13 protein-coding genes are annotated in these 14,205 nt (G+C 72.9%); 5 read left to right on the top strand and 8 right to left on the bottom strand.

Annotated elements, in window-relative coordinates; translation table 11 throughout:
- Positions 1-74: 74 nt before the first annotated feature.
- Positions 75-1,154: a helix-turn-helix domain-containing protein gene (locus tag ACFC8N_RS11415; RefSeq protein WP_362822584.1), complete on the top strand. Its 1,080-nt coding sequence runs from the start codon at positions 75-77 to the stop codon at positions 1,152-1,154.
- Between the two features lie 141 nt (positions 1,155-1,295).
- Here ACFC8N_RS11415 and ACFC8N_RS11410 read toward each other — a convergent pair whose 3' ends face one another.
- The 3 genes from ACFC8N_RS11410 to ACFC8N_RS11400 all read right to left on the bottom strand — a co-directional run bounded on the left by ACFC8N_RS11410 (position 1,296) and on the right by ACFC8N_RS11400 (position 3,722).
- The gene (locus ACFC8N_RS11410; RefSeq protein ID WP_356026095.1) at positions 1,296-2,243 is read right to left on the bottom strand and encodes an MIP/aquaporin family protein; all 948 of its coding nucleotides are present in this window, start codon (positions 2,241-2,243) and stop codon (positions 1,296-1,298) included.
- 70 nt (positions 2,244-2,313) lie between these two features.
- Positions 2,314-2,979, bottom strand: coding sequence for an SDR family NAD(P)-dependent oxidoreductase (locus ACFC8N_RS11405; protein ID WP_362822585.1), 666 nt, complete (start codon positions 2,977-2,979; stop codon positions 2,314-2,316).
- Positions 2,980-3,044: 65 nt separating this feature from the next.
- The gene (locus ACFC8N_RS11400; RefSeq protein ID WP_376287965.1) at positions 3,045-3,722 is read right to left on the bottom strand and encodes a DUF4328 domain-containing protein; all 678 of its coding nucleotides are present in this window, start codon (positions 3,720-3,722) and stop codon (positions 3,045-3,047) included.
- A 184-nt stretch (positions 3,723-3,906) separates the two neighbouring features.
- On the opposite strand from ACFC8N_RS11400, the gene ctaD reads away from it, so the two are divergent.
- Both ctaD and ACFC8N_RS11390 read left to right on the top strand, forming a co-directional pair.
- Positions 3,907-5,625 carry a cytochrome c oxidase subunit I gene (gene ctaD, locus ACFC8N_RS11395; protein ID WP_376287964.1) on the top strand — a complete coding sequence of 573 codons (1,719 nt, stop codon included), beginning with the start codon at positions 3,907-3,909 and terminating at the stop codon, positions 5,623-5,625.
- Positions 5,622-5,978: a cytochrome C oxidase subunit I gene (locus tag ACFC8N_RS11390; protein ID WP_356026089.1), complete on the top strand. Its 357-nt coding sequence runs from the start codon at positions 5,622-5,624 to the stop codon at positions 5,976-5,978. Before ctaD ends, ACFC8N_RS11390 begins: the two co-directional genes overlap by 4 nt.
- Positions 5,979-5,994: 16 nt before the next feature.
- Here the strand turns inward: ACFC8N_RS11390 and ACFC8N_RS11385 are convergent, their stop codons facing one another.
- Positions 5,995-6,681 (bottom strand): DUF6445 family protein, encoded by a 687-nt coding sequence (locus ACFC8N_RS11385; protein WP_376287963.1) that lies wholly within the window; start codon positions 6,679-6,681, stop codon positions 5,995-5,997.
- A gap of 200 nt (positions 6,682-6,881) precedes the next feature.
- Here ACFC8N_RS11385 and ACFC8N_RS11380 point away from each other — a divergent pair, with 200 nt between their 5' ends.
- On the top strand, positions 6,882-7,640 hold the full coding sequence (locus ACFC8N_RS11380; RefSeq protein ID WP_356026200.1) for a DUF4142 domain-containing protein: 759 nt from the start codon (positions 6,882-6,884) through the stop codon (positions 7,638-7,640).
- 14 nt (positions 7,641-7,654) lie between these two features.
- Here ACFC8N_RS11380 and ACFC8N_RS11375 read toward each other — a convergent pair whose 3' ends face one another.
- The 3 genes from ACFC8N_RS11375 to thrS are packed head-to-tail and all read right to left on the bottom strand — an operon-like array spanning position 7,655 to position 11,612.
- Positions 7,655-9,313 carry a glycoside hydrolase family 13 protein gene (locus ACFC8N_RS11375; protein ID WP_376287962.1) on the bottom strand — a complete coding sequence of 553 codons (1,659 nt, stop codon included), beginning with the start codon at positions 9,311-9,313 and terminating at the stop codon, positions 7,655-7,657.
- A gap of 48 nt (positions 9,314-9,361) precedes the next feature.
- Positions 9,362-10,327, bottom strand: a complete 966-nt coding sequence (locus ACFC8N_RS11370; protein WP_356026081.1) for a nucleoside hydrolase — start codon at positions 10,325-10,327, stop codon at positions 9,362-9,364.
- A 40-nt stretch (positions 10,328-10,367) separates the two neighbouring features.
- Positions 10,368-11,612 carry a threonine--tRNA ligase gene (gene thrS, locus ACFC8N_RS11365; RefSeq protein ID WP_376287961.1) on the bottom strand — a complete coding sequence of 415 codons (1,245 nt, stop codon included), beginning with the start codon at positions 11,610-11,612 and terminating at the stop codon, positions 10,368-10,370.
- A gap of 345 nt (positions 11,613-11,957) precedes the next feature.
- Here thrS and ACFC8N_RS11360 point away from each other — a divergent pair, with 345 nt between their 5' ends.
- The gene (locus ACFC8N_RS11360) at positions 11,958-12,779 is read left to right on the top strand and encodes a hypothetical protein (protein ID WP_356026076.1); all 822 of its coding nucleotides are present in this window, start codon (positions 11,958-11,960) and stop codon (positions 12,777-12,779) included.
- Positions 12,780-12,806: 27 nt separating this feature from the next.
- Here the strand turns inward: ACFC8N_RS11360 and ACFC8N_RS11355 are convergent, their stop codons facing one another.
- Positions 12,807-14,150, bottom strand: coding sequence for a tetratricopeptide repeat protein (locus ACFC8N_RS11355; protein ID WP_356026074.1), 1,344 nt, complete (start codon positions 14,148-14,150; stop codon positions 12,807-12,809).
- Positions 14,151-14,205 lie beyond the last annotated feature (55 nt).

Raw genomic sequence — 14,205 nt, 5'->3', positions numbered from 1 at the left:
GGGTCTTTGTGCCGGACATGCGCTAAGAAGGCGTCACCGGCGCGTCAAGATCACGGGGGCGGGGGGCGGACGGCGTGCGGGATCGCCATGACATATCCGGGCATTACGAGGACTATCTGGACGGTTTCGCCGACACGCTCGCCGAGGTCGCGGCCACCGGGCGCCGGCTGAGCCGGGAGGAGCTGAAGGCCCGCCGCACCCTGGGCGAGCAGGCCGCCGAGGCCGGACACGGCCTGCGCGCCCTGGTCGTCGCCCACCTCGCCGCCGCCCGCGGCACCTGGCCGGCCGGCCCGGGCTCGGCCGAGAGCACGCTGGCCGCCCTGGCCGCCGTGGAGCAGGCGGTGGACGCGTTCGCCGAGGGGTACGAGCGCGCCCAGCGGCTCACCGTGCGCCGCGAGGAGGCGGCCCGCCGGGAGTTCATCGACGACCTGCTGCACGGCCGCGGCGGCCTGGGCCGTCTGGCCGAGCGCGCCGAGCGTTTCGGCCTGCGCCTGTCCCGGGCGCACGCGGTGGCCGTGGCCGAGGGCCCGACGGCGTACGTCGAGGGCGGCGGGGTGGCCCGCACGGTGGAGGCCGCCGTACTCGGCCGCTTCGAGACCCGCAGCGTCCTGTTCACCACCAAGCACGGCCGGCTGCTGTGCATCGCGCCCGGCGACGAGGACGAGGTCCTCACCTACTTCGCCCAGCAGGCGTACGCGGCGACGGACGGCGGCCGGGTCGCCGTCGGCCGCGCCCAGCCGGGCCCCGGCGGCGTGGTCCAGTCGTACGAAGAGGCCCTGGCCGCGCTGGAGATGGCCGAGCGCCTCGGCCTCGCGGACCCGGTCCTGCGCGCCGCCGACCTCCTCGTCTACCCGGTCCTGGCCCGGGACCGCCAGGCGATGGCCGACCTGGTCTCGCACGCCCTGGGCCCGCTGACGGAGGCACGAGGCGGCGCGGGCCCCCTGCTGGAGACCCTGACGGCGTACTTCGACGTGGGCTGCGTGGCGGCGGAGGCGGCCCGCCGCCTCTCCCTGAGCGTGCGGGCCCTCACCTACCGCCTGGAACGCATCCACCACCTCACCGGCGCCAACCCGGCCGACCCGGCCCACCGCTACATGCTCCAGACGGCCGTGATCGGCGCCCGCCTCCTGGACTGGCCGAACCGGCCGCTGTGACACACCGGCACACCCCTCCGGGCCGCTGCCCGGGCAAGCGGCGACGGCCAGGCGGGCCGCCGGCTCCCGCACCAACGACCCGTCCGAGGCGGGCAGTTGACACGTCTCCCGGCGGCCCCCTGACATTCCTCCCCTCCCGGGCTAATCGCCGTTGACGGTCCGCACCGGAGTCGACTCCCCGGGCTCCAGCGGCTCGTCCAGCTTCGCGCGCAGCAGCAGGACGTCACCGATGAACAGGTCGTAGACGACGATCCCGATCACGCCGCCGATCAGCGGGCCGACGATCGGGATCCACCAGTAGTGGCTGAACGAGCCGGACACGCTGCCCGGGAAGGCCAGGCTCTGCCAGCCCTGGGACCAGATCAGCAGCCGCGGCCCGAAGTCGCGGGCCGGGTTGATGGCGTAGCCCGCGTTGGCGCCGTAGGACATGCCGACCGCGGCCACGACGAGGCCGACGACGAAGGGGGCGAGGTTGGACTGCACGGCCTGGTTGCGGACGTCGAGGACGGCGGCGATCAGCATGAGCAGGAACGCCGTACCGACGATCTGGTCGATCAGCGGGCCCCAGACACCGCCGTGGAAGTACGGGGCGGGGAAGGTCGCGAAGATGGAGAAGGTGGCGTTGGTGTGGCCGTTCACCTTCGGGCCCGTCGCCGCCTTGTCGTAGGCGTGGATCGCGTCGTGGTAGACGAGGTAGACCAGCGCCGCGCCGGCGAAGGCGCCCACGACCTGGGCGAACCAGTACGGCACGACCCTGGCCCAGGAGAACCCGCGGCGCACGGCCATGGCGAGGGTGACCGCCGGGTTGAGATGGGCGCCGCTGACTCCGCCGCCCACGTAGACACCGAAGGTGACGCCCATCGCCCAGCCCCAGGTGATCAGCAGCCAGTCCCCGGCCGCGAGGAAGATCGTGGTGGGCGTGGCGGCCCGGCCGGAACCGGGCAGCGCGGCGACCGCCATCGCGACCACACCGCAGCCGAAGGCGATGAGGACGAAGGTCCCGAGGAACTCGGCGAGGCACTCGCCGAGGAGCCCTCCCCGGCTTCTGAGCCGGGACGGCTTGATGATCGTGGGGATTTCGACAGCCATGCCAAGCCCCCTCGAAGAGAGCATTACGCCCAACGTCACCATATTGGCCTACAAACCGGCACCGCGCAGTTCAGCTGTCGAGGTCGTCGGCGAAGTGCCGGAATCCGTGCCGTTCCCGGTGCAGGCCCCACAGCACCTCGGCGAGCACGTCGGGGTCCTTGCGCGCGTGCCCGGGCGTGATGGCGCCGGGGACGACCAGCTGGGCGACGTGGATGCCCTCGCCGGCGAGCCGGTCGTGCAGCAGATGCCCGTACGCGCTCTCCGCCGCGAACGCGATCGAGGTACCGGCCCGCTCGGGATGCGGTACGGCGGCGGTCCCGCCGTTGACGAGGAGGATCGTCCCGCGCCCGAGCCGCCGCATCCCCGGCAGCACCTGCTGCACGGCGGCGACGACCCCGTAGACGGAGAACTCGATCGGCCCGACCAGCTCCCGGTGCCCGGTCTCCAGCACGGGCCGCATGAAGTCCCGGTGCGGCACCGGGCTGTACTGGAGCACCTCCACCGTCCCCAGCTCCCCGGCGGCCCGCTCCAGCGCCGCGGCCAGCTCCTGCGGCCTGCGCACGTCGGCGGTGAACCCCGCGGCCCGCACGCCGCTCGCGGCGAGGTCCTCGACGAGCCGGTCGAGGTGGTCCCGCCGCCGGGCGAACAGCGCCACGGCGAACCCCTCCCGCCCGAACCGCCGCGCGACCGCGGCCCCCAGCCCGGTCCCCGCACCCACGATGGCGATACTGCTCATGGGGGCCATCCGTACCGCACCCGGCGCCGCTCCACACCCCGCAGGCCCCGGTACCGCCCGGGGAACTACGCCGCCCCGGCCTCCCGCATCCGCTCCGTCTGCGCGGCGGTGACGGCCCGTACGGCGAAGAACCCGGCGATCGCGGCGCCGACCACGGCCGCGTCGGACGTCAGCAGCGGCCAGACCTCGTGGTAGGCGCGGGCGATGATCTCGTCGGTGGAGTCGCTGTACACCAGCCCGACGCCGCTGAGCATGCCGATCACCCACAGCACCCACCACACGTTCACGGAGACGGGCACCCGGCGCCCGGGCGCACTGCCGCGGAACGCGTCCACGACGATCCCGCGCGGGAACCAGAGGTTGACCAGGGGCACGACCCACCCCAAGTACACCCAGATCCCCGCGTACTTCGGCTCGTTCCCCGACAGCGCGCGGGCGTTGTCGCGCAGCTGCCACAGCCAGGAGACGAAGAGCAGGGCGCACAGCGCGACGGCCGCACCGCCGACCGACGTCACCAAGTGGTACGAGTTCTCCAGGGAGTTGAGCGGGCGGTGCACGCCGTCGCCCTGCTCGGGCGGGCCCGCGGCCGGTTCCCCGGCGGCGGCGAGCCGCAGTTCCCACACCCCCCGCACCACCCAGGCGAGCCCGGCCAGCAGCAGTCCCCCCGAAGCCAGCCACCCGGAGGCCCTGATCGGCCGGAGCGCGAACGGGCGGGCGGAGAGCACGTTCATCTGTTCGGTCACCTGATCATCCTGTCCCATGGAAGGCGCCGCTGCGCCATCCGTGTGCATCCGTCATGCGATCGGCCGTGCGCGGGCCGTTCCGGCTCTCCCGCACGGCGTCCGCGCGGCAAGGATGACGAGGAGCATGACGAGGCGCGGACGTCTTGGCGTGCGCGGAGCGCGAGCAGCGGGAGACAGACGACTTGTGAGCATCATCGACGAACCCCACGGTGCCGCCGCGGCCGCCGACTCGTACGAGAGCGAGGTGCCGCTCCGGGGCAGACAGCCCGGCGGCGTCGTGGTGAAGTGGCTGACGACCACCGACCACAAGACGATCGGCACGCTGTATCTGCTGACGTCGTTCGCGTTCTTCCTGATCGGCGGCGTGATGGCGCTGCTCATGCGCGCCGAGCTGGCCCGGCCGGGCCTGCAGCTCATGTCGAACGGGCAGTTCAACCAGCTGTTCACCATGCACGGCACCGTGATGCTGCTGATGTTCGCGACACCGCTGTTCGCGGGCTTCACCAACTGGATCATGCCGCTGCAGATCGGCGCGCCCGACGTGGCGTTCCCGCGGCTGAACATGTTCGCCTACTGGCTGTACCTGTTCGGCTCGCTCATCGCGGTGGCCGGCTTCCTCACCCCGCAGGGCGCGGCCGACTTCGGCTGGTTCGCCTACTCCCCGCTGACGGACGCGATCCGCTCCCCTGAGGTGGGCGGCGACCTGTGGATCATGGGCCTGGCGTTCTCCGGCTTCGGCACCATCCTCGGCTCGGTCAACTTCATCACCACCATCATCTGCATGCGCGCCCCCGGCCTGACCATGTTCCGCATGCCGATCTTCTGCTGGAACGTGCTGCTGACGGCCGTCCTGGTCCTGCTCGCCTTCCCGGTCCTCGCGGCCGCGCTGTTCGCCCTGGAGGCGGACCGCAAGTTCGGCGCCCATGTCTTCGAGGCGACCAACGGCGGCGCGCTGCTGTGGCAACACCTCTTCTGGTTCTTCGGCCATCCCGAGGTGTACATCATCGCCCTGCCGTTCTTCGGCATCGTCTCCGAGATCATCCCGGTCTTCGCCCGCAAGCCGATGTTCGGCTACATGGGCCTGATCGCCGCGACCATCTCCATCGCCGGTCTGTCCATCACCGTCTGGGCGCACCACATGTACGTCACCGGCGGCGTGCTGCTGCCGTTCTTCTCCTTCATGACGTTCCTGATCGCGGTGCCGACCGGGGTGAAGTTCTTCAACTGGATCGGCACGATGTGGAAGGGCAGCCTGTCCTTCGAGACCCCGATGCTCTGGTCGGCAGGCTTCCTCGTGACGTTCCTCTTCGGCGGGCTGACCGGGGTCATCCTGGCCTCGCCGCCGCTGGACTTCCACGTCTCCGACTCGTACTTCGTGGTGGCCCACTTCCACTACGTCGTGTTCGGCACCGTCGTCTTCGCCATGTTCGCGGGCTTCCACTACTGGTGGCCCAAGATGACCGGCAAGATGCTGGACGAGCGCCTCGGCAAGATCACCTTCTGGACCCTGTTCGTCGGCTTCCACGGCACCTTCCTGATCCAGCACTGGCTGGGCGCCGAGGGCATGCCCCGCCGTTACGCCGACTATCTGGCGGCCGACGGCTTCACCGCGCTGAACACGGTCTCGACCATCAGCTCCTTCCTGCTCGGCACGTCGATGCTGCCGTTCCTCTACAACGTGTGGAAGACCGCCAGGTACGGCAAGCCGGTGGGCGTCGACGACCCGTGGGGCTACGGCCGTTCGCTGGAGTGGGCCACCTCCTGCCCGCCGCCCCGGCACAACTTCGTGACCCTGCCCCGGATCCGCAGCGAGTCCCCGGCGTTCGACCTGCACCACCCCGACATCGCGATGGCGGAGCACGAACACCAGGTCCCGGTGCGGCCCGACCGAGGGCAGGCGTGACCGGCACGGCCGGGCACGGAGCCGACGGCACGCTCGCCAACCAGGTGGAGGGATACCTCCTCTGGCAGGCGCGGATCGCCGAAGCGGAGCAGCGCGCGCGGGAGTTCACCGGTCCCCTGGACTGGCTGACGACCGCGCAGCGCGAGGAGATCGAGCGGCGCTACACCGCCGACAGCCTGCGCCGGGCCCGCGCGGACCTGGAGCGCGTCGCGGCCCGGTGCCGGTCGCTGCGCACCGAGTACGAGCACCGCTACGCCGAGCTGCGCCGCCGCTGTCTGGCCGTGACCGTCGCCACCGCCGTCGCCGTGTGCGCCGGCTGCACGGCCGTGGCCGCGCTGTTCCTGGTCCTGTGACCGTGCCGTACGGCTCTCACGCCATCCAGAAGAAGACCGCCGTCATGCGCTTCTCCTCCAGGGTCCTGCCGGTGTAGTCCGTCGCGCTGTGCACGAGGTTGGCGTTGTAGACGAGCAGCCGGTTGTACTTGTGCGGGACGCGGACGTCCTCCTCGAAGTGGTCACCCGGGACGTAACGCGTGCCGAGGGCCTCGACGAGGTTGTTGTGCGGGGCCTGGACGATGTTGCCGCCGAGCCGGCCGCCGGGCAGGGACTGGCGGTAGAAGGCGGTGCCGCAGTTCTTCGGCACGTGGGGGTTGAGGTAGAGCACGGCCGCGTACCGGCACAGGGCGCGTGAGTCGGTGTGCGGGCGGGGCTCGCTCTCGCCCTCGCCGACCACCTGGACGCAGTTGTGGTTCAGGGTGCCGCCGCCGGGCGCCTGCTGCACCCACAGCTCCTTCGCGCCGGTCGCCTTCTTCACCAGCCGCTCGATGACGGCGAGTTCGCCCGGCTCCAGCCCCGGCATGGCGCGCAGTCCGGGCCAGGTCTCGGAGGTGTACGGATACCCCCGCACCCAGTCGTCCTTGGCCAGACACCGCTCCCGTACGGCGTCGACGTCCGGCAGGACGTCGTCGAAGACCCAGTAGTCACGGCCCTTGGTGGGCTTGCGGTAGGGCAGCACCGGCAGCGCGGCGGGCGTCCTGGGGGGTGGCTGTGGGGGCATGCGGCGAATCTATGCCAGCGTTTGCCCCGCTCTCTCCCGAGGAATGGTCAACTCTTCTTTACCTGTCGAACAGATACGAACGGCTTCCGCATCCGTACTGCTGTGTGTCCGAGCCGCCCCGCACGCCGTCACGCGGGCGGCACCCCGACCGGGCAGGAGGCACGGTGCGCTTTTCGCGGAACGCGACGGGAACTCTCTTCGTGGGCGGTGCGATGGCCGTGACCCTCGTGTCACTGGCCTACCCGAGCATGCTCGGCATCACCAAGGTCACCACCGCCCAGGACCGCGTCATCGCCAACACGCAGTGGGGACCGCTGACCGAGCAGGACCGGGACTTCGTGGTGAAGGTGCGGGCGGCCGGTCTGTGGGAGTACCCGGTGGGGCAGATCGGACTCCAGAAGGGGACCACGCCGGCGGTCAAGACGGCCAGCGAGCACCTGGTCGACGGGCACGCGGCGCTGGACACCACGTGCCGCAAGATCGCGCCGATGCTGAACATCACGCTGCCCAACATCGCGAGCCCGCAACAGGAGGGCTTCGTCCGGCAGTTGCAGGCCGACAGCGGGACGAAGTTCGACAGCGACTTCGCCAACATCCTGCGGATGACGCACGGCGCGATCTTCAACACCATCTCGAAGATCCGCTCCACCACGAAGAACACACTGGTGCGGGCACTGGCCGACCAGGCCAACAACACCGTGCTCGACCACATGACGGTGATGGAGAAGACCGGCTTCGTCGACTTCGACCAGACGATCTTCCAGCAGACGACCCCGCCGAAGCTGCCGAACTCGGACCTGACCCCACCGCCGCCCCCTGCGGGTCAGCCACAGGTGGTGCTGACCCCGCCGCCGAACGCGACGTCGACTCCGGTGGACATCAACGGGATCGCCGGGGGCGGGGGCGGGGGCGCGGCCGGGGCCTCCCCGGGAGCGAGCCCCGCGCCGACCGCCGGTTAGGTGCGTCGGCGCCGCTATCCCAGCCACACCGTCGTATCGGGCGGGAGATCTCCGCTCCCGCCGAGCGGCCCGCTCGCCAGCAGCACTTCCGCCCGCGGCAGCGGGACCGGCGCGTCCCCGAGGTTGGTGACACACCGCCAGCCCGGCGTGCGGGCGAAGTCCAGGACGTCGGCCGCGCTGCCGGCCGACCACGTCAGCGTCTCCCCCTCCAGCAGCTTGCGGCGCAGGCGCAGGGCGGCGCGGTACAGCTCCAGGGTCGAGCCGTCCGCCCCCGTCTGGGTCTCGACGGCGTACGACGCGAAGGCCGGCGGCTGCGGGAGCCAGGCGGGGCCCGGACCGAAGCCGTACGACGGGCCCGTCGCGGTCCACGGCAGGGGGACGCGGCAGCCGTCGCGGCCCTTGCGGGTGTGGCCGGTCTGTTCCCAGACGGGGTCCCGGAGGGCCTCGGCGGGCAGGTCGGCGACCTCGGGGAGCCCGAGTTCCTCGCCCTGGTAGAGGTACGCCGAACCGGGCAGCGCCAGCATCAGCAGGGTCGCCGCCCGGGCCCGGCGCAGTCCGGCCGCAGTGTCCAGCGCGGGGGTCCTGCCGTCCGACAGCAGCCAGGCTCCCGCGTCCGTGCCGGGCGGCAGCAGGAGCCGGGAGGCGTGGCGGACGACGTCGTGGTTGGACAGCACCCAGGTGGCGCAGGCACCGGCGGCCCGGGCGCCGGACAGCGACGCGGTGATCAGTTCACGCAGTTCGTCCGCGTCCCAAGCCGCCTCCAGATACTCGAAGTTGAAGGCCTGGCCCAGCTCGTCGGGGCGGGCGTACGCGGCGCGGCGGGCGCCCGGCACCCAGGCCTCGGCGACGGCGGTGCGCGGCGGGGAGTAGCCGTCGAGGACCGTGCGCCAGTCGCGGTAGATCGCGTGGACCTCGTCGCGGTCCCAGTACGGGTGGCTGCCCGGCGCCACGCGCAGCAGCGACTCCTCGCCGGTGGCGCCGATGTCCCCGGTGTTCCGCAGCGGTTCGGCGAGATCCTTGGCGAGGCCGTGGGCGACGTCGACGCGGAAGCCGTCGACGCCCCGCTCGGCCCAGAAGCGCAGGGTGGTGCGGAAGTCGGCGCGGACCTCGTCGTTCGCCCAGTTCAGGTCGGGCTGCTCGGGCGCGAACAGATGGAGGTACCAGTCGCCGTCCCCGGTGCGCCGCCAGGCGCTGCCGCCGAAGACGGACTGCCAGTCGGTGGGCGGGAGTTCGCCGTGCTCGCCCGTGCCGGGGCGGAAGACGTAGCGGTCGCGGGCCGCCGATCCGGGTCCGGAGCGCAGCGCCTCCTGGAACCAGGGGTGCAGACGGGAGGTGTGGTTCGGGACGATGTCGACGACGACCTTCAGGCCCAGGCGGTGGGCCTCGGCGACCAGCGCGTCGAAGTCGTCCAGCGTGCCGAGGCGGGGGTCGACGTCCCTGTGGTCGGCGATGTCGTAGCCGCCGTCGGCGAGTTCGGACGGGTAGAAGGGGCTCAGCCAGAGCGCGTCGACACCGAGCGCGGCGAGGTGGTCCAGCCGCCCGGCGGCGCCCCGCAGATCGCCGACGCCGTCACCGTCGGCGTCGGCGAAACTGCGGGGATAGACCTGATAGACGACGGCCTGCCGCCACCAGTCGGGGTTCTTCGCGGAGAGGTCGGGGGAACGGGTGGCCATGCGGGCTCCTTCCGACAGCGGGCTCCGCCGTGTCCGGCGTACCGCGCCCTACCTCTCTACCGTGTCCAGATAGAGCTTCACGTACCGCTGCACGTCCACCTCCAACGCCACGTCCACCAGCGCCTGTTCGCGTCCGCCGCCGTGGATCTCGGACTCGCCGGGGCGGGGGCGGCGGTCCACGATCGTCTGGCCCCGGGACGGGCCGGGGGCCAGGGAGACCTCGACAGGCAGCCGACGGGTGGTGAGGCCGCCCGGGTCGGCGACCGCGCACACCGCGCCCGCGTCGCCGAGGCCGCCCGCCTCCTCCGCCTCCGGCTCCTCGCCGATCGTGGTCGGCCGGTGGGCGAGCAGGTCACCGGCCAGCCGGGTGCCGGGGTCGGCGCTCGCGCGCAGCCGCCGGACGTCCGGGGTGTCCACGGTGACCTGCATGAAGACGTCGAGGCCGTACATCGTGATCGGCACCCCGGCGGTGAGCAGGATCGCCGCCGCCTCCGGGTCGTGCCAGACGTTGAACTCGGCGACCGGGGTGGCGTTCCCGCTGCCCACGGCCCCGCCCATGAAGACGATCCGCTCGATGTTGCGGGTCACCTCCGGGTGGGTGCGCAGGAGCAGGGCGATGTTGGTCAGCGGCGCGGTGGGGACGAGCGTGACCGGGCGCGGGCAGGCGAGGATCTCGCGGCGCAGCAGGGCCACGGCGTCCAGCTCGGACGCGGTCCGCTTCGGCGCGGGCAGGCCGAGGTCGCCCATGCCGTCGCTGCCGTGCACGTGCTGGGCCGAGCGGGCCGGTTCGATCAGCGGGCGGGCGGCACCCCGGCCCACCGGGATGTCGGGGGCGCCCGCCCGCTCCAGCACGGTCAGCGTGTTGCGGACCACGCCGTCGACGTCCGTGTTCCCGGCCACGCAGGTCACCGCCCTGAGGTCGATCCCGGGGTGGCGCACGGCGAACAGCAGGGCGAGGGCGTCGTCGACACCCGTGTCGCAGTCGATGATCACGGGGGTGGGCTGACCGGTCACAGTGGACTCCTTCCGTCGAGGCGACCCTAGAGCAGTACGGTCACTCCCACAGCGCGGTGCCGCGCGCCGCGACCCGGTCGGCGATCCGGCGCAGCAGTTCGGGCACCGGCACCTGCCCGGGGCGCCGCCCGTCGCGCAGCCGTACGGCGGCCAGCCCCTCGGCCGCCTCCCTCGCACCGATCACCGCCTGGTACGGCACCAGCCGCGCGCCCCGGACCCGGGCGCCGAGGGTGCCTTCCCGTGGCCCGACGACCTCGGCACGCAGCCCCCTCTCCACCGCCTCCCGGACGACCGCCGCCGCCTGCTCCGCCTGCTCCTCCCCGACCGGCAGCACCGCCAGCTGCACCGGGGCCAGCCAGGCCGGGAAGGCGCCCCGGTGGACTTCGACCAGGTGGGCGACGGCCCGTTCGACGCTGCCGACGATGCTGCGGTGGACCATCACCGGGCGGTGTCTCGCGCCGTCGGCGCCGATGTAGTGCAGGTCGAAGCGGGCCGGCTGGTGGAAGTCGATCTGCACGGTGGACAGGGTGGACTCGCGGCCCGCCGGGTCCGCGATCTGGACGTCGATCTTCGGGCCGTAGAACGCGGCCTCGCCCTCGGCCTCCTCGTAATCGGTCCCGGACTCGTCCAGCGCCTCCCGCAGCAGCGCGGTGGCCCGCCGCCACAGCTCCGGGTCGGCGACGTACTTGCCGCCCTCGCCGGGCAGCGACAGCCGGTGCCGTACGGCCTCGATGCCGAGGTCGGCGTAGGCGCGGGCGATCAGCCGCAGCGCGGCGCAGGCCTCCGCCACGGTTTGCTCCAGGGTGCAGAAGACGTGCGCGTCGTTGAGCTGGATGGCGCGGACGCGGGTCAGCCCGCCGAGCACGCCGGAGAGTTCGGCGCGGTGCATGCCGCCCAGTTCGGCGATGCGCAGCGGGAGTTCGCGGTAGCTGCGGGAGCGGGAGCGGTAGATCAGGGCGTGGTGCGGGCACAGGCTCGGGCGCAGCACGACCTCCTCCGCACCGAGCCTCATGGGCGGGTACATGTCGTCGCGGTAGTGGTCCCAGTGCCCGGAGATCTCGTACAGCTCGCGTTTGCCGAGCACCGGCGAGTACACGTGCCGGTACCCGGCCCGGCGCTCGGCGTCGCGGACGTACTCCTCCAGGGCGTGCCGGACGACCGCGCCGTCCGGGAGCCAGTACGGCAGCCCGGCGCCCATCAGCGGGTCGGTGTCGAACAGGTCGAGTGCGCGGCCGAGACGGCGGTGGTCGGGGAGGCGGTGGTCGGGGAAACGGTCGTCGCTCATGGTCCTTGGTCCTCTCCTCGCTGCGGAGGGAGGCGAACGCCCCGCGACGCGCGAAAGCCCCGGGGCGTTCGCCCCGGGGCTTCGTTGCTGCTGGTCAGGTGTCAGCGCGCCGGGACGGTCTCCGGCGTCGTCGTGCTCGACGGGCACTGCTGGGCGCGCTGCATACGGCGACCGTAACAGCAGCGGAGGCGGCGGGGCGAGGCAATTTCGCCGCGCCCGCTCTCTCTTCCCCCCGGACTCCCGCCCGGCCCCTCACCCGTACGGACCGGAGCGCTGGTGGGGTGGGCGGGGCGGTGGTGCCGTGAGAACAGGACCCCACCGGCCCGCAGTCCAGGAGGCAGCCCGATGCCGTCGATGCCGTCGTTGCAGTCGATGACCTCGTTGACCGAGGCGATACGCTCCCGCCCCCGTCTGCGGCTCTCCCTGATAGCCGCCGGGCTCATCGCCGTCGGCGGCTGCGCCGCCCTCGGACTGAACCACCCGGCGACCGCGCCCCAGCCCCTGCCGACGATCGACCGGCCGACCCCGATACCGAAGGCGCCCGGACGGCCGAACGGGTCCGCGCTCACCGACGCGCAGGCACAGGCCGCGCTCCTGACCCCGACCGACCTCGGCGCCCCCTGGGCGGCGACCGGCGGCTTCGCCACCTGGCGGGACGGGATGCTGAAGGCGACCAGCTCGGCCGGGGAGTGCTCCCGGCTGCTGAACGCGCTCTACACCGACGAACTCCTCGGCGGCCCGCCCCGCGCCGCGATCGGCCTGGACGACACCGACACCGGCGCCCAGCTGCGCTACCAGATCGGCGCCCGCCGCCCCGCCGACGTCGACGCGGCGCTCGGCTGGCTGAAGTCGCTGCCGGCGCAGTGCGCCCGGTTCACGGCCACCACCGACAACGGGCTCCAGGAGGACGTGCGGGTCGACACGGCCGCGCTGCCCGAGGTCGGGGACGCCCGCCAGGGCCTGCACATCACCATCGCCACCACCACCTCCGACGGCCGGAACCGTCTGCTCACCCTGGACGTGGCCGCCGTCCGGGTCGGCCAGGACGCCTTCGCCCTCACCAACGGCGGCCTCGGCGACGTACCGAACGCCGCGACCCAGGCCGCCGTCCAGGTGGGCGCACTGCACCTGACGGACGTCCACCGGCGGGGGCGCGCCCAGGTGTGACCTGCCCGGGCACGGCCCGCACGGGTGTCACAGCGGTGGCTGGGCCGGGGCCGGGCCCAGCGTCGTCGTGCCCGGGGCGGTGCGGTGGCCGAGGCCGGTGCGGTAGGCGTCCAGGGCCGCCTCGGTGCGGCCGGTGCGGCGCAGCAGGTCGCCGAGGAGGCGGCACAGATCGGCCAGGTCGCCGGCGGCGCCCGCGCGTTCCAGCAGGCTGAGCGCGCGGACGTAGTGCTCCTCGGCGGCCTCGGTGTCGCGGGTGTCCTCGGCGATGATGCCGAGGAGGCGGTGGGCCGCGGCGGCGTGCACGGCGCCGCGCTCCGAGGAGAAGTCGCCGAGGACCTCCTGGAGCAGGACGGCGGCCTCGTCGGACTTGTCGCGCCGGTGCAGCACGTCGGCGAGCTCCACGGCCGCCTGGCTGCGGTACAGGGCGGCCCGGCTCTCCGAGAGCATGGTGTACGCCTGCCTCAACTCGGCCTCGGCGCGGTCCAGTTCGCCGTTCTGCGCGCAGACGTAGCCGCGCATCCAGTGGCAGTTGGCCAGTTCGGTGCGCAGCCGCAGCCGGCGGTACAGCTCGGCGGCCTTGGCGAGGGAGGCGTCGGCCTCGGTGAGGCGGCCCTCGGCGAGCAGGGTGCGGGCCACCGAGCGGTGCATCCGGGCGATCAGCGCCGGGTCACCGGCCTGCGGGGCGAGCGCGAGGGCGAACTCGGCGGCCTGGGCGGCGCGGGCGTGCGCGCCCATGTCCATGTACGGGCCGATCGCGCTGGCGTAGAGGAGGAGCAGGGCGTCGGGGTCGTGCAGTCCGCCCCGGTTCAGTTCGTCGAGGGCGGACTCCAGCAGGTAGACGGCGTACCGGAGCTCACCGGCGAGGTAGTGCGAGACCGCCCGGCCGCGCAGCGCGGGCACGCGCACCGGCAGCGACTCGCCGTCCAGGCACCGCTCGGCCCGCTCGAAGCGCTCCCGGGCCTTCGTCAACTCCCCTGTCTCCAGAGCGCATTCACCGAGCCCGAGCAGCGCGGTGGCCTGCTCGGCGCCCAGCCCGTAGCCCTCCGCCTCGGCGAGCAGCGCCTCGTACCGCCCGGCGGCCTCCTCGGCCCGCCCGTCGGCGAGCACCCGCTGGGCCTCGGTGAGCCGCAGCCTGAGGTCGGTGGCGAGATGGGCGGGCTGCCCGACGGCCAGTTCCTCGAAGGCGACGCCGAGCCGCCCGGCGATGTGCCGCAGCGCCTCGTCGGAGGCCCGCACCCGGCCGGCCTCCACGGTGGAGATGTAGGCGGGCGTGTAGGCGGGCTCCGCCAACTGACGTTGCGTCAGCCCGCGTTCCGTACGAAGTTGCTGTACGCGCCGCCCCACGACCGCCGGATCGTCCCGTTCCCGCATCCGTTGGATCCCCCCAACTCCCTTGGTGCCCCTTGCCGTTCGCATCGGGCAGCCC

Origin of the sequence: Streptomyces sp. NPDC055966, assembly GCF_042269865.1 — a bacterium.
Lineage (GTDB): Bacteria > Actinomycetota > Actinomycetes > Streptomycetales > Streptomycetaceae > Streptomyces.
This window is presented reverse-complemented; position numbering and strand designations above follow the sequence as displayed.

Coding starts and splice junctions, on each gene's coding strand:
- thrS (WP_376287961.1), bottom strand. CDS start 11,612: ATGAGCGACGACCGTTTCCCCGACCACCGCCTCCCCGACCACCGCCGT.
- ACFC8N_RS11410 (WP_356026095.1), bottom strand. CDS start 2,243: ATGGCTGTCGAAATCCCCACGATCATCAAGCCGTCCCGGCTCAGAAGC.
- ACFC8N_RS11375 (WP_376287962.1), bottom strand. CDS start 9,313: ATGGCCACCCGTTCCCCCGACCTCTCCGCGAAGAACCCCGACTGGTGG.
- ACFC8N_RS11360 (WP_356026076.1), top strand. CDS start 11,958: ATGCCGTCGATGCCGTCGTTGCAGTCGATGACCTCGTTGACCGAGGCG.
- ACFC8N_RS11405 (WP_362822585.1), bottom strand. CDS start 2,979: ATGAGCAGTATCGCCATCGTGGGTGCGGGGACCGGGCTGGGGGCCGCG.
- ACFC8N_RS11385 (WP_376287963.1), bottom strand. CDS start 6,681: ATGCCCCCACAGCCACCCCCCAGGACGCCCGCCGCGCTGCCGGTGCTG.
- ACFC8N_RS11355 (WP_356026074.1), bottom strand. CDS start 14,150: ATGCGGGAACGGGACGATCCGGCGGTCGTGGGGCGGCGCGTACAGCAA.